This is a genomic window from Ancylobacter novellus DSM 506, assembly GCF_000092925.1.
Classification (GTDB): domain Bacteria; phylum Pseudomonadota; class Alphaproteobacteria; order Rhizobiales; family Xanthobacteraceae; genus Ancylobacter; species Ancylobacter novellus.
Window position 1 is genome coordinate 3,863,613 of sequence record NC_014217.1, and the last position, 22,071, is coordinate 3,885,683.

At 68.7% G+C, this 22,071-nt stretch carries 18 protein-coding genes, 1 tRNA gene and 1 pseudogene; 13 read left to right on the forward strand and 7 right to left on the reverse strand.

The genetic code is table 11. The features are described 5' to 3' along the window. Nucleotides 1–2 precede the first annotated feature (2 nt). The 8 genes and pseudogenes from SNOV_RS18175 to SNOV_RS18210 all read left to right on the forward strand — a co-directional run bounded on the left by SNOV_RS18175 (nt 3) and on the right by SNOV_RS18210 (nt 8,195). Nucleotides 3–514: pseudogene (locus SNOV_RS18175) on the forward strand (cytochrome P460 family protein). 202 nt (nt 515–716) lie between these two features. Further along, on the forward strand, nt 717–1,979 hold the full coding sequence (locus SNOV_RS18180) for a ribulose-bisphosphate carboxylase large subunit family protein (RefSeq protein WP_013168432.1): 1,263 nt from the start codon (nt 717–719) through the stop codon (nt 1,977–1,979). Continuing rightward, nucleotides 1,976–3,361 carry a four-carbon acid sugar kinase family protein gene (locus SNOV_RS18185; protein WP_013168433.1) on the forward strand — a complete coding sequence of 462 codons (1,386 nt, stop codon included), beginning with the start codon at nt 1,976–1,978 and terminating at the stop codon, nt 3,359–3,361. The genes SNOV_RS18180 and SNOV_RS18185 overlap by 4 nt, the downstream gene beginning before the upstream one ends. A gap of 18 nt (nt 3,362–3,379) precedes the next feature. Beyond that, complete coding sequence (locus SNOV_RS18190; protein WP_013168434.1) at nt 3,380–4,231, forward strand: phosphogluconate dehydrogenase C-terminal domain-containing protein; 852 nt, start codon at nt 3,380–3,382, stop codon at nt 4,229–4,231. A 108-nt stretch (nt 4,232–4,339) separates the two neighbouring features. Further along, a complete protein-coding gene (locus SNOV_RS18195; protein ID WP_013168435.1) occupies nt 4,340–5,350 on the forward strand; it encodes a TRAP transporter substrate-binding protein in 1,011 nt (336 codons plus the stop codon). Nucleotides 5,351–5,516: 166 nt separating this feature from the next. Next, the gene (locus SNOV_RS18200; RefSeq protein ID WP_013168436.1) at nt 5,517–6,107 is read left to right on the forward strand and encodes a TRAP transporter small permease; all 591 of its coding nucleotides are present in this window, start codon (nt 5,517–5,519) and stop codon (nt 6,105–6,107) included. Further along, nucleotides 6,104–7,384 carry a TRAP transporter large permease gene (locus SNOV_RS18205; RefSeq protein WP_013168437.1) on the forward strand — a complete coding sequence of 427 codons (1,281 nt, stop codon included), beginning with the start codon at nt 6,104–6,106 and terminating at the stop codon, nt 7,382–7,384. The genes SNOV_RS18200 and SNOV_RS18205 overlap by 4 nt, the downstream gene beginning before the upstream one ends. A gap of 100 nt (nt 7,385–7,484) precedes the next feature. Then, nucleotides 7,485–8,195, forward strand: coding sequence for a transcriptional regulator NanR (locus SNOV_RS18210; RefSeq protein ID WP_013168438.1), 711 nt, complete (start codon nt 7,485–7,487; stop codon nt 8,193–8,195). 5 nt (nt 8,196–8,200) lie between these two features. Here SNOV_RS18210 and apnL read toward each other — a convergent pair whose 3' ends face one another. The 4 genes from apnL to SNOV_RS18230 are packed head-to-tail and all read right to left on the reverse strand — an operon-like array spanning nt 8,201 to nt 14,722. Further along, entirely contained in the window at nt 8,201–10,144 is a 1,944-nt protein-coding gene (gene apnL, locus SNOV_RS18215; RefSeq protein WP_013168439.1) for a D-apionate lactonase, read from the reverse strand. 3 nt (nt 10,145–10,147) lie between these two features. Beyond that, a complete protein-coding gene (locus tag SNOV_RS18220; protein ID WP_013168440.1) occupies nt 10,148–11,131 on the reverse strand; it encodes an ABC transporter permease in 984 nt (327 codons plus the stop codon). After that, nucleotides 11,128–13,665 carry an ATP-binding cassette domain-containing protein gene (locus SNOV_RS18225; protein WP_013168441.1) on the reverse strand — a complete coding sequence of 846 codons (2,538 nt, stop codon included), beginning with the start codon at nt 13,663–13,665 and terminating at the stop codon, nt 11,128–11,130. Before SNOV_RS18225 ends, SNOV_RS18220 begins: the two co-directional genes overlap by 4 nt. A gap of 19 nt (nt 13,666–13,684) precedes the next feature. Beyond that, on the reverse strand, nt 13,685–14,722 hold the full coding sequence (locus SNOV_RS18230) for an ABC transporter substrate-binding protein (RefSeq protein ID WP_013168442.1): 1,038 nt from the start codon (nt 14,720–14,722) through the stop codon (nt 13,685–13,687). A 177-nt stretch (nt 14,723–14,899) separates the two neighbouring features. Here SNOV_RS18230 and SNOV_RS18235 point away from each other — a divergent pair, with 177 nt between their 5' ends. The 4 genes from SNOV_RS18235 (at nt 14,900) to SNOV_RS18250 (ending at nt 19,708) form a co-directional block, all read left to right on the forward strand. Beyond that, nucleotides 14,900–15,811, forward strand: a complete 912-nt coding sequence (locus tag SNOV_RS18235; protein WP_013168443.1) for an SMP-30/gluconolactonase/LRE family protein — start codon at nt 14,900–14,902, stop codon at nt 15,809–15,811. 150 nt (nt 15,812–15,961) lie between these two features. Then, the gene (locus SNOV_RS18240; protein WP_013168444.1) at nt 15,962–18,460 is read left to right on the forward strand and encodes a glucan 1,4-alpha-glucosidase; all 2,499 of its coding nucleotides are present in this window, start codon (nt 15,962–15,964) and stop codon (nt 18,458–18,460) included. 13 nt (nt 18,461–18,473) lie between these two features. Continuing rightward, nucleotides 18,474–19,184: an ROK family protein gene (locus tag SNOV_RS18245; RefSeq protein ID WP_013168445.1), complete on the forward strand. Its 711-nt coding sequence runs from the start codon at nt 18,474–18,476 to the stop codon at nt 19,182–19,184. 2 nt (nt 19,185–19,186) lie between these two features. Further along, nucleotides 19,187–19,708: a GNAT family N-acetyltransferase gene (locus tag SNOV_RS18250; protein WP_013168446.1), complete on the forward strand. Its 522-nt coding sequence runs from the start codon at nt 19,187–19,189 to the stop codon at nt 19,706–19,708. Between the two features lie 61 nt (nt 19,709–19,769). On the opposite strand, the gene SNOV_RS18255 is transcribed toward SNOV_RS18250, so the two are convergent. Together SNOV_RS18255 and SNOV_RS18260 are read right to left on the reverse strand one after the other, a co-directional pair. Then, nucleotides 19,770–20,690, reverse strand: a complete 921-nt coding sequence (locus SNOV_RS18255) for an SRPBCC family protein (RefSeq protein ID WP_013168447.1) — start codon at nt 20,688–20,690, stop codon at nt 19,770–19,772. Next, nucleotides 20,687–21,028, reverse strand: a complete 342-nt coding sequence (locus tag SNOV_RS18260) for an ArsR/SmtB family transcription factor (RefSeq protein WP_013168448.1) — start codon at nt 21,026–21,028, stop codon at nt 20,687–20,689. Before SNOV_RS18260 ends, SNOV_RS18255 begins: the two co-directional genes overlap by 4 nt. 151 nt (nt 21,029–21,179) lie before the next feature. On the opposite strand from SNOV_RS18260, the gene SNOV_RS18265 reads away from it, so the two are divergent. Continuing rightward, a complete protein-coding gene (locus tag SNOV_RS18265; protein WP_013168449.1) occupies nt 21,180–21,710 on the forward strand; it encodes a dihydrofolate reductase family protein in 531 nt (176 codons plus the stop codon). 132 nt (nt 21,711–21,842) lie between these two features. On the opposite strand, the gene SNOV_RS18270 is transcribed toward SNOV_RS18265, so the two are convergent. Further along, nucleotides 21,843–21,932: transfer RNA gene (locus tag SNOV_RS18270), tRNA-Ser, on the reverse strand. Between the last annotated feature and the right edge of the window lie 139 nt (nt 21,933–22,071).

Genomic DNA, 22,071 nt, shown 5'->3' on the forward strand with positions numbered 1-22,071 from the left:
GCATGAAACGCCTCTACGCACTTGCCGGCCTCGTCGCCATCGCGACGCCGCTGGCTTTGTCGGCGGCGAGCCGTGCCGCCGGCGACACGCCGACGCCGGATGCCTCGCCGATCTACGGGGTGACGCTGCCGGACGGCTATCGCAGTTGGAAGCTCATCGCACCGGCGATCGAGGCCGCGCCGCTCGACGAGCTGCGCGTGGTCGTCGGCAACGAGACCGCGCTCGACACCTATCGATCCGGCACGCTCCCGTTCCCGGACGGCACCGTGCTGGTGAAGCCGCCTGGAAGCAGAAGCCCTCGCCCGAATTCGGGCCGGCGACGGTTCCGGGCGCGGCGACGACCGTGCAGGTGATGGTGAAGGATTCGCGCCGCTATGCCGCCACTGGTGGCTGGAGCTTTGGTCGCTTCGTGAACGGCGTCCCCGCCGACAAGGCCCAGCACGAGACCTGCTGGGGCTGCCACGAGGCACTGGCGAAGGGCCACGACTTCGTCTTCACGCGCTACGCGCCATAGAGCGGGAAAGAGTCGGACGTCTGGCGAGCGTCGGGGCGAACGCACGCCCCGGCGCTCCCTTGTCATGTCCTCGCAACTGGTATAATCACTATATCAATAGACGAGTGGGCACAGGCCCGCCGTGAGGAAACGCACCGAGATGCTTGGGCTCCCGCCGCTGCCGGCGGGTTGGCGGTGTCCCGTGCCGAGACAGGACGACCGCATGCCCCCGCTGTCACGCATCGAGGCCGACTACCTCATCGAAACCGCCTACGACCCGCGCGCCGCAGCCGAGGCGATGGCCGGCGAGCAGTCGAGCGGGACCTTCGTGCCGGTACCCGGCGAGACGCCCGAGCTGAAGGAGCGCTCCGCCGCCCGCATCGAGGCGCTGGAGATCGTCGACACCGTCGAGGCGCCGTCGCTGCCGGGGGCCGGCCATCCCAAGGGCGAAGCGCCGATCCGCCGCGCCCGCGTCACGCTTTCCTGGCCGCTCGACAATCTCGGCCCCTCGCTGCCGAACCTGATGGCGACGGTCGCCGGCAACCTGTTCGAACTCAAGCAGTTCTCCGGGCTGCGCCTGCTGGACATCCGCCTGCCGCACGCCTTCGCCGACGCCTATGGCGGGCCGAAATTCGGCGTCGCCGGCACGCGCCGCCTCGCCGGTGTCGAAGGCCGTCCGCTCATCGGCACCATCGTCAAGCCAAGCGTCGGCTTCGGCCCACAGGAGACGGCGGACCTCGTGGAGCTTCTCGCCGAGGGCGGCATCGACTTCGTCAAGGACGACGAATTGCAGTCCGACGGCCCGCATTGCCCGTTCGAGGAACGGGTGCGGGCGGTGATGCGCGTTGTCAACGACCATGCCGACCGCACCGGCCGCAAGGTGATGTTCGCCTTCAACATCACCGGCGAGCTCGACCAGATGCGCCGGCGCCACGATGTGGTCCTGCAGCACGGCGGCACCTGCGTGATGGCGAGCCTCAACTCGGTCGGTCTCGTCGGCATGGTCGAGCTCGGCCGCTTCACCGAGCTGCCGATCCACGCCCATCGCAACGGCTGGGGCTATCTCTCCCGCGCGCCGATGCTGGGCTGGTCCTATGTCGCCTGGCAGAAGATCTGGCGCCTGGCCGGCGCCGACCACATGCACGTCAACGGCCTCTCCAACAAGTTCTCGGAAGCCGACGACAGCGTCATCGCCTCGGCGCGCGAATGCCTGACGCCGCTGTTCGAGGACAAGCCGTGCATCGCCATGCCGGTCTTCTCCTCCGGCCAGTCGGCCAAGCAGGCGCCGGGCACCTATGCCGCGCTCGGCTCGCCCGATCTCATCTTCGCCGCCGGCGGCGGCATCATGGCTCATCCCGACGGCCCGGCGGCGGGCGTCGCCTCGCTGCGGGAGGCGTGGGAGGCGGCCATGGCAAGCGTGCCGCTCGCCGATTACGCCCGCGACCACACCGCCCTCGCCCGAGCCCTGGAGACCTACGCGGTATGAGCGCGCCCGCCTCACCTCATGCGCTGCCGGACGGGCCGCTCGTCGCCTTCTACGGCGACGACTACACCGGCTCGTCGGCGGTGATGGAGGTGCTGAGCTTCGCCGGGCTGCACACGGTGCTGTTCCTCGGCGTCCCGACGCCGGCGCAACTCGCCCGCTTCAATGGCGTGCGCGCGCTCGGCATCGCCGGCGTGGCGCGCTCGCAGCCGCCGGCATGGATGGACGCGCACCTGCCGCCGATCTTCGAGCTGCTGGCGTCGCTGAAAGCCCCGATCAACCACTACAAGGTCTGCTCCACCTTCGATTCCGCCCCGCATGTCGGCTCGATCGGACGTGCTGCCGAGCTGGCCGAGCCCATTCTCGGTGGCGCCTGGCACCCGCTGGTGGTGGGCGCTCCCGCCATCGCCCGCTACCAGGCCTTCGGCAATCTCTTCGCCGGCATCGACGGCACCGGCTATCGGCTCGATCGCCATCCGGTCATGGCGCAGCATCCGGTCACGCCGATGAACGAGGCGGATGTCCGCCTCCATCTCGCGCGGCAGACCGATATCCCGATCGGCCTCGTCGATCTCGTGTCGATGAAGGCCGGCACCGCCGATACCCGCCTCGCCACCGAACGCGCGGCCGGCGCCCGCATCGTCGCCCTCGATGTGCTCGACGAGGACACGCTGGCGGAAGCCGGGCGGCTCGTCTGGGAACATCGCGGCGAGCGCCTGTTCGCCATCGGCTCGCAGGGGCTGGAATATGCGCTCGTCGCCCATTGGCGCCGCGCCGGCCTGCTGGCCGATGCGCAGACGGGCGGGAAGATCGAGGAGCGCGAGCGCATCGCTGTGGTCTCCGGCTCCTGCTCCCCGATCACCGCCGGCCAGATCCGCTATGCGCTCGGCCACGGCTTCGAGGAGATTCGCCTCGACGCCACGCGGGCCGTCGACGCCGCCGCGTGGGAGGCCGAGCTCGCGCGCGGCTCGGCCGCCGCCTTGCGGGCGCTCGGCGAGGGTCACGATCCGCTCGTCTTCACCGCGAGCGGCCCGGACGACCCGGCGGTGCCCGCCCTGGCCCACGCAATCGACGTCGCCGGCGCCACGGTCGGCGAGGTCAATGCCCGCATCGGCGACGGCCTGGGGCGCGTGCTCGACGAGGTGGTGCGCGGCGCCGGCCTCAGGCGCGCTGTCATCTCCGGCGGCGATACGTCGGGGCATGCGGGGATGGCGCTCGGCATCTACGCCGTGACCGCGCTGGCACCGCTGGCGCCCGGTTCGCCGCTCTGCCGCGCCTATGCCGACGATGCCCATGACGGGCTCGAGATCACCTTCAAGGGCGGCCAGATGGGCCGGCCCGATTTCTTCTGGGCCGCCAAGCACGGCGCCCCGGCCAGCAACTGACAACGGAGCATGCTCGACATGAAGAAGATCGCTTTGCTGGGTGCCGGCGGAAAGATGGGCGTCCGCCTCGCCACCAACCTGCAGGATTCGCCCTATGAGGTGATGCATGTCGAGCCCACCGAGGCCGGGCGTGCCCGCCTGAAGGAGAAGACCGGGCTCGACTGCGTCGACGGCGACAACGCATTGGCCGATGCCGACGCCGTGCTCATGGCCGTGCCCGACCGGATGATCGGCAAGATCGCCCACACCTTCATCGAGAAGGTGAAGCCCGGCACGGCGATCATCATGCTCGACGCCGCCGCTCCCCATGCCGGCGAGCTGCCCAAGCGCGACGACGTCACCTATTTCGTCACCCATCCCTGCCACCCGCCGATCTTCAACGACGAGGTGACGGCGGAGGCGAAGAACGACTTCTTCGGCGGCGTCCACGCCAAACAGCACATCGTCTGCGCGCTGATGCAGGGCCCCGAGGAGCACTACGCCGCCTGCGAGCAGATCGCCCGCACCATCTACAAGCCGGTGATGCGCGCCCATCGCTGCACCGTCGAGCAGATCGCCATCATGGAACCGGCGCTGGCCGAGACCATCGGCGCCACGCTCTGCCTTGCACTGCGCGAGGCGACCGACGAGGCGGTGCGCCGCGGCGTGCCGCGCCAGGCGGCGACCGACTTCCTGCTCGGCCACCTGACCATCGAGCTCGCCATCGCCTTCGAGGTGTTCCCCGAAGGCAAGTTCTCCGACGGCGCGCTCTACGCCATCGACCAGGCCCGGCCGCAGATCTTCAAGGAAGGCTGGCTGGACCGCATCTTCGACCCGAAGGCCGTGCAACGCTCGGTCGAGGAGATCTGCAACCCGCCGAAGGCCGCCTGAGCGCGGCCAGTACCAGCCGATGCTTCCGGGAGGCGGTCCGCCGCCTCCCGTGCCTTGCCGAGAACCGGAAAACGGTCCGCACCAAGCCATCAACCACGAGGAACGCCCATGCCCGTTAATGCCCGTCTCGCCGCCGCGCTCGCCGTCGCGCTTATCGCCGCTCCCCTTGCCGGCCACGCCGCCGACGACATCCAGGAGCGCACGCTCAAATTCGGCTACAGCACCTTCGAAGCCCATCCGCTCGGCCAGGGCGCGAACAAGTTCGTCGCGCTCGTCGACGAGAAGAGCGGCGGCAAGATCAAGATGAAGGTCTATCCGGCTACCCAGCTCGGCTCGGAGACCCAGACCATCTCCGCCACCCAGGGCGGCGTGCAGGACATCGTCGGCACCTCGACCGCGCCGATCGTCGGCCTCGTCAAGGAATACGCGATCTTCGACCTGCCCTTCCTGCTCGCCAACGAGAAGCAGGCCGACTCGCTGGTCGACGGCCCCGTCGGCCAGGCACTGCTCGCCAAGCTGCAGGACAAGAACCTCGTCGGCCTGTGCTTCTTCGAGAACGGATTCCGCAACGTCACCAACAGCAAGCACCCGATCAACACCGCCGAGGACGTCTCCGGCCTGAAGATCCGGGTGATGCAGAACCCGGTCTATATCGACGCCTTCAAGATGCTGGGCGCCAACGCCGTCCCGATGCCCTGGCCGGAGGTCTACACGGCGCTGGAATCGGGCGCGATCGACGCGCAGGAGAACCCGTTCGGCATCATCTACGTCAACAAGCTGAACGAGGTGCAGAAGTACGTCAGCGTCACCAAGCACGCCTATTCGCCGTGGGCGGTGATGATGAGCAAGAAGCTCTGGGACAAGCTCTCCCCCACCGAGCAGAAGATCTTCATGGACAGCTGCAACGAGGCGAAGCTGTACCAGCGCCAGGTCAGCCGCGCCGAGGACGCGAAGATCATCGCCGAGCTGAAGGCGCGCGGCATGCAGATCAACGAGCCGACCCCGGCGCAGCTCGCCGAGCTGAAGGCCAAGATGCAGCCGGTGATCGCCAAGTACAGCGAGACCCTCGGCGCCGACCTGGTGAAGCAGGCGCAGGATTCCATCGCCGCTTCCCAGTGAGCCCCTGTCGCCAGCCGCCACGGAGTTTCGTCGTCTGACGACGGCCTCGGCGGCTAAGGTGCCCATGACCCGACCCGCCGCCGCTTCTCTCCCTTCTCCCGGGAGCGGCGGCGGGGCCGGCTGCATATAGCCCGGCGCTTCACAACGACGCCCAATGGAGACGCGGATGTCCCGGCTCGTGGATGCCTACTTCACCCTGCTGAAGATCCTCTGCGCCCTGCTGCTCGCCGGCATGGTGGTGCTGGTGTTCGGCAACGTGGTGCTGCGCTACGGCTTCAACTCCGGCATCACCCTGTCGGAAGAGGTTTCCCGCTGGATGTTCGTCTGGCTGACCTTCCTCGGCTCCATCATCGCCCTGCGCGAGCGCGGCCATCTCGGCGTCGACGCGCTGGTGCGGCGCCTGCCGCTCTGGGGCAAGAAGCTGTGCTTCGTCGTCAGCCATAGCCTCATCATCTACGCCATCGTGCTGTTCGTCATGGGCACCTGGCAGCAGACGCTCATCAACTGGGACGTCGTCGCCCCGGCCTCGGGAGCGTCGGTCGCCGTGTTCTATGGCGTCGGGCTCGTCTTCGGCATCTCCACCGTCCCGCTGCTGCTGGCCGACCTCTGGCGCGTGCTGAGCGGCCGGGCGGACGAGGCCGAGCTCATCGCGGTGCGCGAATCCGAGGAGGAGAGCGTCGACGAGGTGCAGCGTCGCCACCTCGCCGCCGATGCCGGCGAGCTGTCGGGTACCCGCCGCGTGGGAGAAGCGGCATGACCATCGTCGTCTTCTCCCTGTCGCTCCTGGGGGGCATGGCGATCGGCATGCCGATCGCCTTCGCGCTGCTGCTCTCCGGCGTCGCGCTGATGCACTATCTCGACATCTTCGATCCGCAGATCGTCGCGCAGAACCTGATCAACGGTGCCGATTCCTTCCCGCTGATGGCGGTGCCCTTCTTCATGCTCGCCGGCGAATTGATGAACACCGGCGGCCTGTCCAAGCGCATCGTCAACGTGGCGCTCGCCGCCGTCGGCCATGTGAAGGGCGGCCTCGGCTATGTCGCCATCCTCGCCGCCTGCGTGATCTCGGCATTGTCCGGCTCGGCCGTGGCGGACGCCGCCGCGCTCTCCGCCCTGCTGGTGCCGATGATGGTGCGCGCGGGGCACGACAAGGCCCGCTCGGCCGGCCTGATCGCCGCCTCCAGCGTCATCGGCCCGATCATCCCGCCCAGCATCGGCTTCGTCATCTTCGGCGTCATCGGCGGCGTCTCGATCACCAAGCTGTTCTTGGCGGGGCTGGTGCCGGGACTGCTCATCGGCGTCGCCCTCGCGCTCGCCTGGTGGTGGGAGGTGCGCAAGGAGAACATCGAGCCCCCGCCGCGCCAGAGCGGCGCGGCGCTCCTCAAGGCGCTGGTCGACGGCATCTGGGCGCTGATGCTGCCGGTCATCATCATCTTCGGGCTGAAGCTCGGCGTCTTCACCCCGACGGAATCGGCGGTGGTGGCGGCGGTCTACTCGCTGTTCGTAGCGACCTGCGTCTACCGCGAATTGAAGGTCACCGAGCTGTTCGACGTCTTCGTCACCGCGGCGAAGACCACCGCGGTGGTCATGTTCCTCGTGGCGGCGGCGCTGGTCGCCTCCTGGCTGATCACCGTGTCCGACATCACCGGCGACCTCGTCGCCATGCTGGAGCCGCTGCTCGACAGCCCGACACTGCTGCTGCTCGCCATCATGGCGGTGGTGATCATCGTCGGCACCGCCATGGACATGACGCCGACCATCCTGATCCTGACGCCGGTGCTGATGCCCATCGTCAAGGCGGCCGGCATCGATCCGGTCTATTTCGGCGTGCTGTTCATCGTGAACAACTCGATCGGCCTGATCACGCCGCCGGTCGGCACGGTGCTGAACGTGGTGTCCGGCGTGGCCCGGATCCGGCTGGAGCCGCTCATGAAGGCCGTCACGCCATTCATGATCGCCCAGTTCGTCGTGCTTTTCCTCATGGTGCTGTTCCCGCAGCTCGTCCTGTGGCCGCTGCGGTTTATCGGTCATTGAGCCGTGCGCGGCGCAAAGGCCGGTGGTATGCTGAATGCACCAGAGCGACCCGGACAGCGAGACAGGCGGACGTCGGGTGCGGACAGGCAGGAGCGTGTGAATGGCTGATGTGTCCGACACCATAGTGCGTCGAAAGCTGTCGCATGAAGTCTTCGACCGCCTGAAGACGCTCATCACCTCGGGCGAGCTCGGCCCCGGCGACGCCATGCCGTCCGAGCGCGACCTGATGGAGCGCTTCGGCGTGGGCCGCCCGGCGATCCGCGAGGCGATGCAGGCTTTGGCGAATATCGGCCTCATCACCATCACCCATGGCGAGCGCGCGCGTGTGCAGCAGCTCTCGGCCCGCTCGCTGTTCCAGCAGGTGGACCTCTCCGCGCAGATCCTGCTCTCCGCGTCGCCGGACAGTCTGGAGCACCTCAAGCAGGCGCGGCGCTTCTTCGAGCGGGGCATGGCCCGCGAAGCGGCGCAGCGGGCCACGGCCGAGGACATCAAGCGGCTGCGCGACATACTGGATCAGCAGGCCAAGGCGGTGAACGAGCCCAAGCAGTTCATCGGCCTGGACATGCGGTTCCACACCCAGATCGCCGCCATCTCCGGCAATCCGATCTTCGAGGCGGTCAGCGAATCCATGCTGTCGTGGCTCCGGCAGTACTACACGGAGATGCTGACCTGGTCCGGCCGCGAGAACGTCACCCTGGTCGAGCACGAGCAGATCATCGACCACATCGCCAACCATGACCCGGACGGCGCCGAGGCGATCATGGTCAAGCATCTCGACCGCTCGAGCGCCCTGTTCACCCGGCAGGGCTGAACCCGTCAGCCCTCGATGCGCATGACGGCATAGGCAGGCAGGAGCACGGGCCCGTCGGCGAGCGTCACATGGCGCGGCTTCTCCCCGGCGAAGACGGCGCTCTCGTCCAGAAGGAGGGCAGTCCCGCCGAAGGGAAGGCGGACAAACTGGTCGCTGTCGGTGAGGTTGGCGACCAGCAGCATCCGCCGCCCCGGAGCCGGTTCGCCGCCGAGCGCGAGCACCTTTGAGGGGGTGCTCGACGAAACGGCGAGTGCGGAAGCCCCGCTTATGCCGGCCAGGAATTTCGCGGCATGGGCCACGGGCCGAAGGCGCGCCCCATCGGACGGAGCTCCCGGCGCGATCAGGCCGAACGGGCCGGTGAGCGCCGCGCCGACGAAGCTCTCCACTCCCGCTTCCGCCAGCCGGGCGGCGTAGCCGACCATCCAGGCGGCGGCGAACAATCCATCCTGCCGCGGATCGATCTCGGCCATGGTCATCCGCCGCCGACCGGGGTTCGGCATCACCCGCGAACCATAGGGATTCTGCCGCATGCCGAGGGTGGAAGGGCCGATGCGATAGGGCTTGTCCGGCCCGACGATCGCCCGGGTCGAGCGCAGGATGAAGCGCAGCGCCTCCAGCGACTGCATGACCGACCGATCATCGGCGTCGTGGACGATGGGGCAGGTGCAGTGCGTGACATAGTCCAGCCGTTCCGCCAGCGGCCGCTTGCGGTTCAGCTCGGTGAAATAGCTGAACATGCCACCCCCGAGCCGCAGTTCCGGAAACGCCCGCCGCGCGGCGGCATAGATGTCGGCCAGAGGCGGGCAGTCCGGCCACACGCTACCGGGCGGCGTCGATTTGCGGTCGACCGATGGGCTGACGGCGATGGCATCGAGTCTCAACCCCGCCGCCCTTACCTGCTCCGCAACCGCGCCGAATTCCGCGTCGAGCGGGCCCTCGCATGCGGCCACGTATTCCAGCACGCATTCGCCGGGATGCGCCTGCGCGATCCGCGCGAACGCCGCGAGCTCGGCGGTGCTATGTCCGGCAGTGGGATCAAAATGGAACAGCAGCGTCTGCGGCGCGATCTGCGCCAGCACGTCCAGCGCGTCCAGGCTGGCGGCGGCCTCCTCCGGCGTGATCACCAGCCCGAAGCCCGGCAGCCGTCCCTGCACCCCGCCAAGCGTAAGCGCCACCGCCTCGTCGTCGCGCTTTGCAACGGCGGACGAGCCCTTCGCTTCGATATCCAGCCGCACCAGCTGGCGGACGGGCACGCCGGCCGGCAACACATAGGGCCAGGGCAGAGCGAGCGGGCGGACATAGGTCTTGTAGGAAGCGTCCGACCAGTTGCGCTGGTCCTCCATCTCGAAGCTGTCGCCCTCCATCCGGCAGGTCGCCCGCACCCCCGGCGCCACCTGATGGCTGATGGCCCGCATCGCCATGAAAGGCTGGAGCGGCTCGATCAGGTCCGGAAAGCGCGAGTGCTCGACGGTGCCGTCGACATGGGTGACCTCCGCCGGCTCGCCGGCGAGACCGACGACGGGATGCAGGATGGTGAAGCCGCAGCGATTGGTCAGGAAGTCGCCGTCCGGGACGGCTTCGCCCTCGAAGGCGAGATGGGCGGAGCTTCCGGAGATGTTGGCGCGATAAACGAGCCGCTCGCCTTCCCCACCCATGCACTCGGCTGTGTAGCTCACATAAAAGCCGTCGCCGTCCTCCTCGACCGCAAGGTCGCGGATGATCGGCGCGTAGGTGCCCCAGTCCTTGTCGCGGACGACGAAGGAAATCGCCCTGAGCACCTCGACGCCGTCGAAGCGGATGTTGCGCAGATTGCCGCCGATCAGCTCGCAGCTCAGCGGCCCGGCTACGAGAAGGCGCGGGACGGGTTCGGGCTGATCCGTGCCGAACAGCGCGAGGCGCGAGAGCCGCGCCCGCTCTTGCGTGTTGCCGGACGACGCGGCCGCGCTCACCGCTCAGCCCTTCGCCACGGCAGAAGCGGCGCCCCGGCGGCGGCGCACCGCGCGCCCTCCCGCCAGCGCCAGCACGGCGATGACCACGAGGCCCTGCACGATGTCCTGCGTGCCGGCCGGCAGGCCGGCGATCTGCATGGTGGTGACGATGAGGATCAGCAGGAAGGCCCCGCACAGCGTGCCGAGGGCGGTGGAGGAACCGCCGAAGATCAGCGAGCCGCCCAGCACCACGGCGCCGAGGGATTGCAGCAGATAGGGCTGGCCCATCTCCAGGAAGGCGCCGCCGACATAGGCGCCGAGCAGCATGCCGGTGACCGCCGCCAGCGTCGCCGAGGCGAGGAAGGCGGAAGCGACGACGCGGCCGGTGTGGATGCCCGCCAGCGCCGCCGCCCGCTCGTTCTGCCCGACCGCGGAGAGCCGCCGTCCATAGACGGTGCGGCGCAGCAGCAGTCCCACCAGTGCCACCGCCACCAGCGCGATGATGAGGATGACTGGGACGCCCTCGATGCGGCCCGCCGCCAGCGTCTTGAGGAACGGGCTCATGGAGAAGCCGGCCGCCCAGCGATTGGCGATCAGCGTGCCGGTGGCGAGTATGTAGCCCGTCGCCAGCGTGGCGATGATCGCGGGTATGCGGAACAGCACCACCAGCAGCGCATTCACCGCGCCCGTGACCAGCCCGATGCCGACGACGGCTGCGAGGGCCAGCGGCAGGCGGGCATCGGCGCCGGCGGCGACGATGATGCTGGCATAGGCGCTCAGCGTCAGCACGCTGGCGATGGAGAGGTCAATATTGCCCCGTCCCGTCGTCACCACCAGCATCTGGCCGAGCGCCACCAGCGTGAGGAAGCTCGCCGACACCGCGACGCCGGAGAGCGAGTGCAGGCTGAACCGGCCGGTGGTCGCCGACAGGATCGCCCAGAGGATCAGCACTCCGAGCGCCGACCACACCCAGCGGTGACGCTCCAGCCTTTCCAGCAGCGCGCTCATCGGCGGGCCTCCCGGCGTTCGGCGAAGGCGCGCAGCACCAGCATGGCCAGCAGCAGGCAGCCCTGCACCGCGGCGTTGTAGTCGGTCGATACGCTGAGCGCGCCGAGCAGCGCGCCGACGAGGGCGAGGGTGAGCGCGCCGGCCACCACCCCGAGCGGCGAGATCATCCCGCCGATCAGCGCGCAGCCGCCCATCACCACCGCCGCCACGCTGATGAGCGTAAACGGCCCGCCGGCATTGATGTCGCTCGCCGTATTGATGGCGGTGAGCGACAGGCCGGCCGCCAGCGCGAACAGGCTCGCCACCATGTAGCGCACCACGGCGTAGCGCAGCGGCGACCAGCCGCCGAGCGTCATCGCCTGCGCATTGTTGCCGAAGCCCCGCAGCACCACGCCGAGCGGCGAGCGGTCGATGGCGAGGGCGACAATGCCGGCGACCGCGATCAGGATCAGCGTCGCCGGCACCTCGGCGATGGTCCAGGCGAAGGCGGCCGAGAGCCATTCCGGCGCGGCGCCGCCGGGGGTCGGCTGCAAGGTGTAGCCGACGCCGATCCAGATGAAGGAGGCGCCGAGCGTCACCACGATCGCCGGGATGCGCCGGAGCTGGATGGTGGCGCCGATCAGCCCATAGGCGAGGACACCGGCGACGAGCGCCAGCACGCCGAGCCAGGGTGTGTCGACCAGAAGCGTGGCGCTGAGCACGTTGACGAGGCCGGCGAAGGCGCCGACGCCGAGGTCGATCTCGCTGCCGCCGACGACGAACATCTGCGCCAGTGCCACCAGCACCAGCGCGATGGCGGGACCGAGCAGAAGTTCGAGGCCGAACATTGAGACGGTGAGCGGGTTCACCCACGCCATCAGCGCGAACACCGCCGCAAGGCTGGCGAAGGGCGCGAGATCGACGAGCCAGTCGGCGAGGCCGCGGGCACCCGTCGTGCCGTCGCGCTCCAGCGCGCCGGCCCCGGCGAAGGAGGCGTCGACGATGGCCTGCTCGGTGATCTCCGAGCCGACGAGCTCGCGCACGATGCGTCCGCCGGAGAACACCAGCACGCGGTCGCATTCGAGAAACTCGATGTCCTCGGTAGAATGCCAGACCACCAGCCGGCCGGCACGGGCGCCGTCGCCGCGCGAGAGCTGGCCGATCAGCGCGTAGAAATCCTCCTTGGCGGCGACGTCGACGCCGCGGGTCGGATCGTCGAACAGGATGGTGCCGGCGTCGCCGACCAGCGCGCGGGCGACCAGCGCCTTCTGCTGGTTGCCGCCGGACAGGTCGAGGATGGGGGAATCGAAGCGGTGCGGGTCGAGCTTCAGCTTCTCGGCGGCGCCGCGCGCCGCCTCGCGCTCCGTCCTCTCATGCACCAGGCCGAGCGGGGAGCGGCCTTCGAGCCGGCCGAGCGCGATGTTGGACAGCACGCTCCAGAGCGGGAACACGCCCTCCTTCTGCCGGTCGCCGGAGACGAAGCTGGCGCCGCCCTTGCGCGAGATACCGCCGCGCGACCTGTCGAAGAGCCGGTGCAGGAGTTCGCGCTGGCCCGAGCCCTCCAGTCCGGCGAGCCCGACCACCTCGCCGGCCCGCAGCACCACGTCGCGGCCGAGCGGGGCGACGATGTCGCCGGACAGCCGCACGACCTCCGCGGCATCTTCGGCGATACCGGCGCGCGCCGCCCGGCGGCCCTGCATGGCGCCTTCGGTCGGCCCGCCCATGGCGTTGACCAGCGCGCTCACGCTCGCCTGCGCGGCCGGGCCGGACCAGGCGGTGCGCCCGTTGCGCAGCACGAGGACGCGATGGGCGATGTCGACCACTTCCTGCAGCTTGTGGCTGATGAAGATGAAGGAGAGCCCGGCCGCGGCGCGCGCCTTGATGAAGGCCCGCAGCTGGCGGCTGCGCTCCAGCCCGAGCGAGGAGGTCGGCTCGTCGAGGATGACGAGGCGCACCTGCGGGGCGGTGACCGCGCGGGCGATCTCGACCATCTGCCGCTGGCCGATCTGCAGATGCCCGATGCGGGCGTCCACCGCGATGCCGTGGCCGGGAAACACCTCGTCCAGCGCGGCGCGGGCACGGGCGCGATAGAGCCGGCGCCAGCCGGGCACGGCACGCGCGCCCTCCGGCGCCTCGAGGAAGAAGTTCTCCGCCACCGAGAGGTTGTCGCAAAGCGACAATTCCTGATGGACGATGCGGATGCCGCCGGTCTGCGCCAGCGTGGTGTCGTAGAGGTCGGTCTCGATGGAAACGCCGCGGATCTCGATGCTGCCGGCATCGGCGCGGGTAACACCGCACAGGATGCGCATCAGCGTCGACTTGCCGGCACCGTTGCCGCCGACGAGGCCGAGCACCTCGCCCGGCGCGACTACGAGGTCGATGCCGTCATTGGCCCTGGTCGGGCCGAACGCCTTGCAGATGCCCGCGAGCCGGGCGACCGGCACGTCGGCGGGAAGGGTCTCGGCGCCGTTGGCGGCGAGGCGCAGGTGGGGCGCCGACGCACCGGCGGCTGTCGCCGGTGCGCCCTGCGCGGCAGGATAGGCTGCCGTCATCATGAAAGTCCGTGCCGGCCGGTCAGTTGCCGGCCTTGGCCTTGATCAGGTTGTCCTGCACCCATTGCTGGGAATAGGACGGGCTGACGATGACACCGGCGGGAAGGCTGGAGAAGTCCTTCAGGTTCTCATCGGTGACGGTGGCGACCGGCATGATCATCAGCTTGGGCGGGTTGGCGCCCTTCACCAGCTCATAGGCGAGCCAGAAGGCGGCGCCGCCGATGCCCGGCGTGGTGTTCATCGAGATGGTGGAATAGTTGTTGGCCTCGCGCTGCTTGGTCCACCACTGGATGAAGTTGGACGAGCCACCGCCCTCGATCACTGGCATCTTCTTGGCGTATTCGCCGCCGTACTGGTCGAAGGCCTGGGCGATGCCGGTATCGTCCGAGCCGCCCTGGCCGAGCACGGCGTCGACATGCGGCAGGCTCGGCAGCGCATTGGCGACGGCCGACTGGGCGACGGAAGCCGTGGCCTGGCCGTACACGGTCGCCACCACCTTCACGTCCGGATAGTTCTTCAGCACCGCTTCCTGCGCCGAATACATGTCGGCGTCCGGAGCGGAGCCCTTCACGCCGCGCACGACGATGACGTTGCCCTTGCCGCCGATCTTCTTCAGCACCCACTCGGCCTGCTCGCGCTTGTAGCCCTTGAAGTCGAAATTGAGCTGCCAGTTGCACGGGGCGGAGGCGATGGAATCGAAGGACACGACCTTGATGCCGGCCTTGCACGCCTTCTCGATGATGCCGTTCACGGCGGTCTCGGAGGCGGCATCTACGGCGATGGCGTCGACCTTCTTGAGGATGAGCTCGGCGATCTGGCTGTTCTGCTGGGCGACGGTGCCGTCGCCGTTCAGGATGATGTAGTCGGCGATCTTGCCTTCGGCCTTCGCCTTCTCGGCCGCTTCCTTGAACGCGTCGACCATCTGGTGACGCCACGTATTGCCGAAATACGCATTGGCGAGCGCGATCACCGGCTTGTCCGGCGTCGCGAGCGCCGGGGCGGCGCCGGCAGCGATGAGAGCAAGGGTCGCGCAGGCGCGCGCAAGGGTTTTCAGGCGCATCACATTCCTCCCAACGGCCCCGTTGGTGGGGCCTTTTTGTGGATCCCTAGGATCGGCGATCTCATGTCGCCCATGGTAGCAACATTATCTCATTATACCAGTTGCGCAAGCCCATCCTCGGGTCCATCGTCTCCGTGCGCCGTCACCGACCGTGCCACCGAGATTCCGAGAGAACCCATGCTGGACGTGTTCGAGGTCCTCGATCCCCGCTTCCGCGAGCTCATCATCCCCATCGCCTGGCTCGAGAAGCTCCACACCGACATGCGCTGGTGCGAAGGCCCGGCCTATCTGGCCGACCAGCGCTGCGTGATCTGGAGCGACATTCCCAACAACCGGCTGATGCGCTGGTGCGAGGACACGGAGGCCGTGGGCGTTTTCCGCCCCGACTCGAACTTCGCCAATGGCAACACGCGCGACCGCGAAGGTCGGCTGGTGACCTGCGAGCACCGCACCCGCCGCGTCACGCGCACGGAGCCGGACGGATCGATCACCGTGCTGGCCGACCGCTACCAGGGTCGCCGGCTGAACGCGCCGAACGATGTGGTGGTGAAGTCGGACGGCACGATCTGGTTCACCGATCCGACCTACGGCATCGCCTGCGACTATGAGGGCGGACGGGCGGAGCCCGAGCAGCCGGGGCGCTATGTCTTCCGCCTCGATCCACGCGACGGCTCGCTCGCCGTGGTGGCCGACGACTTCCAGCAACCCAACGGCCTCGCCTTTTCGCCGGACGAGAGCGTGCTCTACATCGCCGATTCCGGCGGGATCGGCCGCGACGGCGGCAACCGCCACATCCGCGCCTTCCGCGTCGAAGCGGGCAACGCGCTGTCGGGTGGCGACGTCGTCACCGAGGTGACACCCCATGCCCCGGACGGCCTGCGCGTCGACGAAGCCGGCCGGCTCTGGTCGAGCGCGGGCGACGGCGTCCATTGCTACACGCCGGACGGAGACCTCCTCGGCAAGATCCGCGTCCCCGAGCGGGTCGGCAACCTCGTCTTCGGCGGGCCGGCGCGCAACCGGCTCTTCATCTGCGGCCACACCTCGCTCTACAGCATCTTCGTGAACACGCGCGGCGCGCAGAGGCCGTGAGCGGCATCGCGGCGAAGTGCCTGACCGGCTTCGCGAAAATAAGCCCTGCGTAAATCTTCGGCAGGGGCTTGGCAGCCGGCGCGACTGGTCTCAGGTTATCCCCCGGCCGCGGCACGACCGACGGCCCAATGAAATTCGGGGAGACCGTCCATGACGGAGGACAACGCCATCACGCCGCCGGGCGGGCCCGGCGGCCCGGCGCGCTGGACGTCGAGCGCCAAGGTGGGCGTCGGCACCGCCCGCACGGCGGCGAGCCGGCTGTGGTTCACGCTTAGCCACGGTATCCTCAACGAGATCTACTATCCGCGCGTCGATGCCGCCTGCACGCGTGATTTCGGCTTCCTCGTCACCTCCGCGGACGGCTATTTCGCCGAGGAGAAGCGCGACGCCGACCACGAGGTCGGCGTGCTCGAGCACGGCGTGCCGGCCTATCATTTGCTCAACACGGCGCAGGACGGGCGCTGGCGCATCCAGAAGCAGATCGTCACCGACCCGCGCCGCGAGGTGCTGATCCAGCAGGTCACCTTCGAGGCGCTGATCGGCGACATCGAGGATTACCGGCTGTTCGCGCTGCTCGCGCCGCATCTCGTCAATGCGGGCGCGGACAATTCCGCCTGGGTCGGCGACTACAAGGGCACGCCCATGCTGTTCGCCACCGGCCGGCAGGGCGTCTCGCTCGCGCTCGCCTGCTCGGTGCCATGGAAGGCGCGCTCGGTCGGCTATGTCGGCGCCTCCGACGGCTGGCGCCAGCTCAACCGCGACGGCTGCCTCGACGAGCGCTACCAGCGCGCCGAACGCGGCAATGTCGCGCTCAGCGCCGAGGTCGACCTCGCCGCCAGCGACGGCACCATGCTGATCGCGCTCGGCTTCGGCGTGCGCCCGGAGGAAGCGGGCTTTCGCGCCGTCTCCAGCCTCACGGAGGGTTTCGAGGAGCTGCGCCGGAACTATGTGCAGGGCTGGCGCGCCTGGCAGCACGCGCTGCTGCCGCTCGACCATCCGCAGAGCCGCGCCAACATCAACACCTACCGCGCCAGCACCATCGTGCTCGCCACCCACCAGCCGCCTTCCGTGCCCGGCGCCATCATCGCCAGCCTCTCCATTCCCTGGGGCTTCAACAAGGGCGACGAGGATCTGGGCGGCTACCACCTCGTCTGGCCGCGCGACCTTGTCGAGAACGCCGGCGGCCTGCTCGCAGCCGGCGCGGTCGACGAAGCCAAGTCCGTGCTCGGCTATCTCCGGGCGATCCAGGAGGCGGACGGCCACTGGTCGCAGAATGTCTGGCTGGACGGCTCCGCCTATTGGGGCGGCGTGCAGATGGACGAGTGCGCCTTCCCGATCCTGCTCACCGACATGATCCGGCGCGGCGGCCACTTCGCCCATGGCGAGCTCGACTCCTACATGGACATGGTCGAGCGGGCGGCCACCTTCATCCTGCGCAACGGCCCCGTCACCGGCCAGGACCGCTGGGAGGAGGATGCCGGCTACTCGCCCTTCACGCTGGCGGTGGAGATCGCCGCCCTGCTGGCCGCCGCCGACATGATGGAGCTCTTCGGCCGCAAGGAGGAGGCCGTCTATCTGCGCGAGACGGCCGATGCCTGGAACGATTCGGTCGAGCGCTGGACCTTCGCCACCAACACCGAGCTGGCGGAGAAGCTCGGCGTCGAGGGCTATTATGTGCGCATCTCCCCGGTCGAGACCGCCGATGCTGCCTCCCCGCTGGACGGCTTCGTGCCGGTGAAGAACCGCCCCCCGGCCGACACCGACCGGCCGGCGGCGCAGCTCATCAGCCCCGACGCGCTCGCCCTCGTGCGCTTCGGCCTGCGGGCGCCGGACGATCCGCGCATACTCGGCACCGTCAAGGCGATCGACGCGCTGCTGAAGGTGGAGCTGCCGCAGGGCCCGCTCTGGTACCGCTACAATGGCGACGGCTATGGCGAGCACGAGGACGGCTCGCCCTTCGACGGCACCGGCATCGGCCGCGCCTGGCCGCTGCTGACCGGCGAGCGCGCCCATTACGAGATCGCCGCCGGCAATCTCGTGCGCGCGCAGCAGCTTCTGGTCACGCTGGAGGATTCGGCCGGACCGGGCGGGCTGCTGCCCGAGCAGGTCTGGGACGGCGAGGACATTCCCGATCGCGAGCTGTTCAAGGGTCGGCCTTCCGGCAGCGCCATGCCGCTGGTGTGGGCCCATGCCGAGCACATCAAGCTGATGCGCTCGCTGAAGGACGACAAGGTGTTCGACATGCCGCCGCAGACCGTGCAGCGCTACCTCGTGGACAAGGTGACCTCGCCGCGCCGCACCTGGCGCTTCAACGAGAAGCTCCGCTCGATCCCCGCCGGCCTCAAGCTGCGCATCGAGCTGCCCGCGCCGGCGCTGATCCATTGGTCGCTCGACGGCTGGGCCACCACCCACGACACGCCCACCACCGCGAACGCCTTCGGCCTGCATATCGCCGACCTGCCGACGACCGGGGCACCGGAGGGCAGGCATCTGCGCTTCACCTTCTACTGGTCCGGGGCGGACAAGTGGGAGGGCACGGATTTCGCGGTGGCCGTCGACGGCGACGACGCGATGTTCCACGGCAGCCAGGATCCGAACGCGCCCGACGCCAGCCGTCGGGTCGCCGAACCCGCCGAAACGACGAAGTGAGGGAGCAGGACCGATGAACGGCAAGGCGACGGGAATCCTCGCAGTCGACATAGGCGGAACCGGACTGAAGGCTGCGGTGATCGACGACGAGGGCGAGATGATCTCGGAGCGCGAGCGCGTCGACACGCCCCATCCGTGTCCGCCGCCAGCGCTGCTCGATGCCTATGCGGGAATGGCTTCGAAGCTGCCGGCCTTCGACCGCATCTCCATCGGCTTTCCCGGCGTGGTCCGCCAGGGCACGGTTCTGACCGCGCCGAACCTCGGCACGGATCTCTGGGCGGGCTTCGCGCTGGCCGATGCCATGTCGAAGCGGCTCGGCGGCCATCCCGCCCGGCTGATCAACGACGCCGAGATGCAGGGTTACGGCATCGTCGCCGGCAAGGGGCTGGAAATGGTGCTCACGCTCGGCACCGGGGCCGGCACGGCGCTGTTCCGCGACGGCAAGCTGATGCCGCACATGGAGCTGGCGCACCATCCGGTCCACGACAACCTGACCTATGACGAATATCTCGGCGTCGCCGCCTATGAGCAGCACGGCAAGAAGCACTGGAACCATCACGTCGCGCGCGTCGTCGAGCTGCTCTACGTGCTGCTCCACTATGACCGGCTCTATCTCGGCGGCGGCAACTCCAAGCATGTGGAGATCGAGCTGCCGGACAACGTCGCCATCGCCTCGAACGACGCCGGCCTGACCGGCGGCGCCGCGCTCTGGCGCGAGAAATGAGAATGGGTCGTTCGGTGCATGACATGTTGATCCGCAACGAGACCGTCGACGACATCCCGACGATTAGCCGGCTCGTCACCGAAGCCTTCCGGACGCTTCCGCAATCCACCGGAACCGAGGCGCGCATCATAGAGACGCTGCGGGCGGAGGGGGCACTTGCCCTCTCGCTCGTGGCCGAGGAGAAGGGCGAGGTGGTCGGTCATCTGGCCGCCTCGGCGGCGCGCATCGGGACGCAGGACGGCTGGAGCCTGATCGGCCCGCTTGCCGTCCTGCCGTCAAGGCATCGCCAGGGCGTCGGCACCGCCCTGATGACGGAGGCCCTCCGCCAATTGCGCGTGACCAGCCGGGGCGCGGCGCTGGTGGGCCACCCTGCCTATTACGGCCGGTTCGGCTTCCGTGCCTTCCCCAGCCTGAGCGTCGCCGGCATTCCGCCCGAGGTCGTTCTGGCCTTGCCGTTCGACGGCATCGAGCCGCGCGGGGAACTGGTTCATCATCCGGCCTTCGGTGTGCACCAATCGACGTGACGGCAATAAGCCCGCAGCCCTCTCGACCGATTGTCGAGGTCGGCCGCCGAGCCGCAGCGTTTCATCGGGCTTTGACGAAGCGCTCCAGCTTGCCCAGCGTCTGCTGGCCCAGTTCGATGGCGCCAAACCCCTTCGCCTGCTGGAACTCGGCCTCCGTGCTGAACACCATGCCCAGCGTCACCCTCGTCGCCCCGTCCTGCTCTTCCAGCAAGGCCCAAGCGTCGGCGTGCTTCGGCCCGTTCTCGCCCCAGAGCAGCGCATAGCCGATCCGCTCCTCGGGCCGGACCTCGTGATAGAGATGGTGGTTCGGGTAGACCGTGCCGTCGGGCCCGATCATGTCGAACACCCATTCGCCGCCCGTCCGCAGGTCGATCCTCGTCGTGCGGCAGGAATAGCCGTCCGGCCCCCACCATTGCGGCAGCGCCTCGGGGTTCATCCAGCTGTTCCAGACGATGCTCCGCGGCGCCCGTATCACCCGTTGCAGCACCATGGTCCGCCGGGCGACGGCGGCGAGATTGTCCAGCCCCGCGCCGAAGCCCTGTCGGTAGCCGGCTTCCATATCCTCCGCCAGCGAGGAAAGCTGCACCGTCACCACCAGCCGGCTGCGCTCCTGCGTGCCGGAGAACTCGGCCGTCACCAGCGCCGCCGATTGCGTCACGCCCTCGCAGGAGACCACCTCGTAGTTCACGCTGCGGCGCGCCGGCTCCAGGTCGAGCCAGCCGCACTCGCAGCGTATGTCCGGCTGCCCCTCGACCTTGCAGAGCGAGACTTCGCGCCCGCCCACCCTTGTGTCGGCCTCGAGGAATTCCACGACGACCGAGGGCGTCGGGGCCGCCCAGACCGCCCGCGCCGCGGGAGCCGTCCAGGCCTGCCACAGCACGGACAGTGGCGCGGCCACGTCCCGCTCGAAGGTCAATGTCGCGAATCGGCCTTGCGCAGGATCGCGCGCCGGCGTCCACGCCGGATTGAAATTCGACGTCATCTCACACGCTCCTTCATCGCGTTCATCGCAAATGCCTCCAGCCGGTCGAGGCGGGCCTCCCAGATGGCGCGCTGCTCGTCGAGCCACGACCGCACCGGCTGCAGCGCCTCGGGCACGATGGCGCAGGTGCGTACCCGCCCATCCTTGGAGGTGGCAATCAGCCCCGCCTCCTCCAGCACCGACAGGTGTCGCATTACCGTGGGGAGGCGCAAGCCGGTCGGCTCCGACAGGTCCGTGACCCGCGCCGGCCCTTCCGCGAGCCGGTTCAGGATCGACCGGCGGGTCGGATCGGCCAGAGCGTGGAAGAGCAACGAGAGATCGGGATCATGCTTAGCCATGTTGCTAACTATCACCCGATACGCCCGCCGCACAAGGAAAACTTTGCCGATCTGCTAAGTATCTTCCGAGGCCGGCGGCGCGGCCTGAAGCGGACCTTCGGGAAGCTGCTGTACTATCGTGAAGGCCGACCTTGGGGTGGAGATTCGGTAGATGGCGACGTTTGTCTTCGGAATGAACCAGTCCCTGGACGGGTACGTCGACCACCTGGAAATGCGGGCGGGGCCCATGCTTTTCCGTCACTGGACAGAGCATGTGCGCGACCTGACCGGCAGTGTTTACGGTCGCCGCATGTACGAGGCCATGCGTTATTGGGACGAAGACCGTCCCGAGTGGAGTGCCGAGCACCACGAGTTCGCGGCGGTGTGGCGGCGCCAGCCGAAATGGGTCGTGTCGCGCTCGTTGAAGTCGGTCGGCCCCAACGCCACGCTTGTCGAGGATGATGTCGAGGCGGTGCTCCGCGGCCTGAAGGCCCGGCTCGCCGGGGAGGTCGCCGTTTCCGGACCGGAACTGGCGCGCAGCCTGACCGACCTCGGTCTCATCGATGAGTATCGGCTCTACTTCCACCCCGTCGTGCTTGGTCGCGGCAAGCCCTTCTTCGCCGGCCCACGGCCACCGCTCCGCCTTGTTGCTACCGATATCGTCGGCGAGGACACGGTCAGGCTGACCTACGTTCCCGCCTGATCGCGCAACGCGCCCGACGGATCGTGCCGACGGGTCAGGTCGGCCTTTGAGGTCGAAGGCGCCCGGCATTGCGTGTTGGCAATGCGACGACCGGCGGCGATATCGAATTCTAAGAGGGCAATCGGCGACGCTTGGCGGAGAGGGTGGGATTCGAACCCACGGTACGCTTGCACGCACAACGGTTTTCGAGACCGCCCCGATCGACCACTCCGGCACCTCTCCGCGCGCGAGGCGCGGAACTCGTCCGCGCCGTGGAGCGCCGGCTCAATAGCCGAGGCCGGACGGGCGCACAAGACCCGACTGCCTTTCGCACGTCATAATCCTCGTTCGACACGCTACGACCGGAGGCGGCTCAGGAAGC

Excerpts from the sequence above, each read along its gene's own strand:
- SNOV_RS18180 (WP_013168432.1), top strand. The coding sequence starts at position 717 with ATGCCCCCGCTGTCACGCATCGAGGCCGACTACCTCATCGAAACCGCC.
- SNOV_RS18185 (WP_013168433.1), top strand. The coding sequence starts at position 1,976 with ATGAGCGCGCCCGCCTCACCTCATGCGCTGCCGGACGGGCCGCTCGTC.
- SNOV_RS18190 (WP_013168434.1), top strand. The coding sequence starts at position 3,380 with ATGAAGAAGATCGCTTTGCTGGGTGCCGGCGGAAAGATGGGCGTCCGC.
- SNOV_RS18195 (WP_013168435.1), top strand. The coding sequence starts at position 4,340 with ATGCCCGTTAATGCCCGTCTCGCCGCCGCGCTCGCCGTCGCGCTTATC.
- SNOV_RS18200 (WP_013168436.1), top strand. The coding sequence starts at position 5,517 with ATGTCCCGGCTCGTGGATGCCTACTTCACCCTGCTGAAGATCCTCTGC.
- SNOV_RS18205 (WP_013168437.1), top strand. The coding sequence starts at position 6,104 with ATGACCATCGTCGTCTTCTCCCTGTCGCTCCTGGGGGGCATGGCGATC.
- SNOV_RS18210 (WP_013168438.1), top strand. The coding sequence starts at position 7,485 with ATGGCTGATGTGTCCGACACCATAGTGCGTCGAAAGCTGTCGCATGAA.
- SNOV_RS18220 (WP_013168440.1), bottom strand. The coding sequence starts at position 11,131 with ATGAGCGCGCTGCTGGAAAGGCTGGAGCGTCACCGCTGGGTGTGGTCG.
- SNOV_RS18225 (WP_013168441.1), bottom strand. The coding sequence starts at position 13,665 with ATGATGACGGCAGCCTATCCTGCCGCGCAGGGCGCACCGGCGACAGCC.
- SNOV_RS18230 (WP_013168442.1), bottom strand. The coding sequence starts at position 14,722 with ATGCGCCTGAAAACCCTTGCGCGCGCCTGCGCGACCCTTGCTCTCATC.
- SNOV_RS18235 (WP_013168443.1), top strand. The coding sequence starts at position 14,900 with ATGCTGGACGTGTTCGAGGTCCTCGATCCCCGCTTCCGCGAGCTCATC.
- SNOV_RS18240 (WP_013168444.1), top strand. The coding sequence starts at position 15,962 with ATGACGGAGGACAACGCCATCACGCCGCCGGGCGGGCCCGGCGGCCCG.
- SNOV_RS18245 (WP_013168445.1), top strand. The coding sequence starts at position 18,474 with ATGAACGGCAAGGCGACGGGAATCCTCGCAGTCGACATAGGCGGAACC.
- SNOV_RS18250 (WP_013168446.1), top strand. The coding sequence starts at position 19,187 with ATGGGTCGTTCGGTGCATGACATGTTGATCCGCAACGAGACCGTCGAC.
- SNOV_RS18255 (WP_013168447.1), bottom strand. The coding sequence starts at position 20,690 with ATGACGTCGAATTTCAATCCGGCGTGGACGCCGGCGCGCGATCCTGCG.
- SNOV_RS18260 (WP_013168448.1), bottom strand. The coding sequence starts at position 21,028 with ATGGCTAAGCATGATCCCGATCTCTCGTTGCTCTTCCACGCTCTGGCC.
- SNOV_RS18265 (WP_013168449.1), top strand. The coding sequence starts at position 21,180 with ATGGCGACGTTTGTCTTCGGAATGAACCAGTCCCTGGACGGGTACGTC.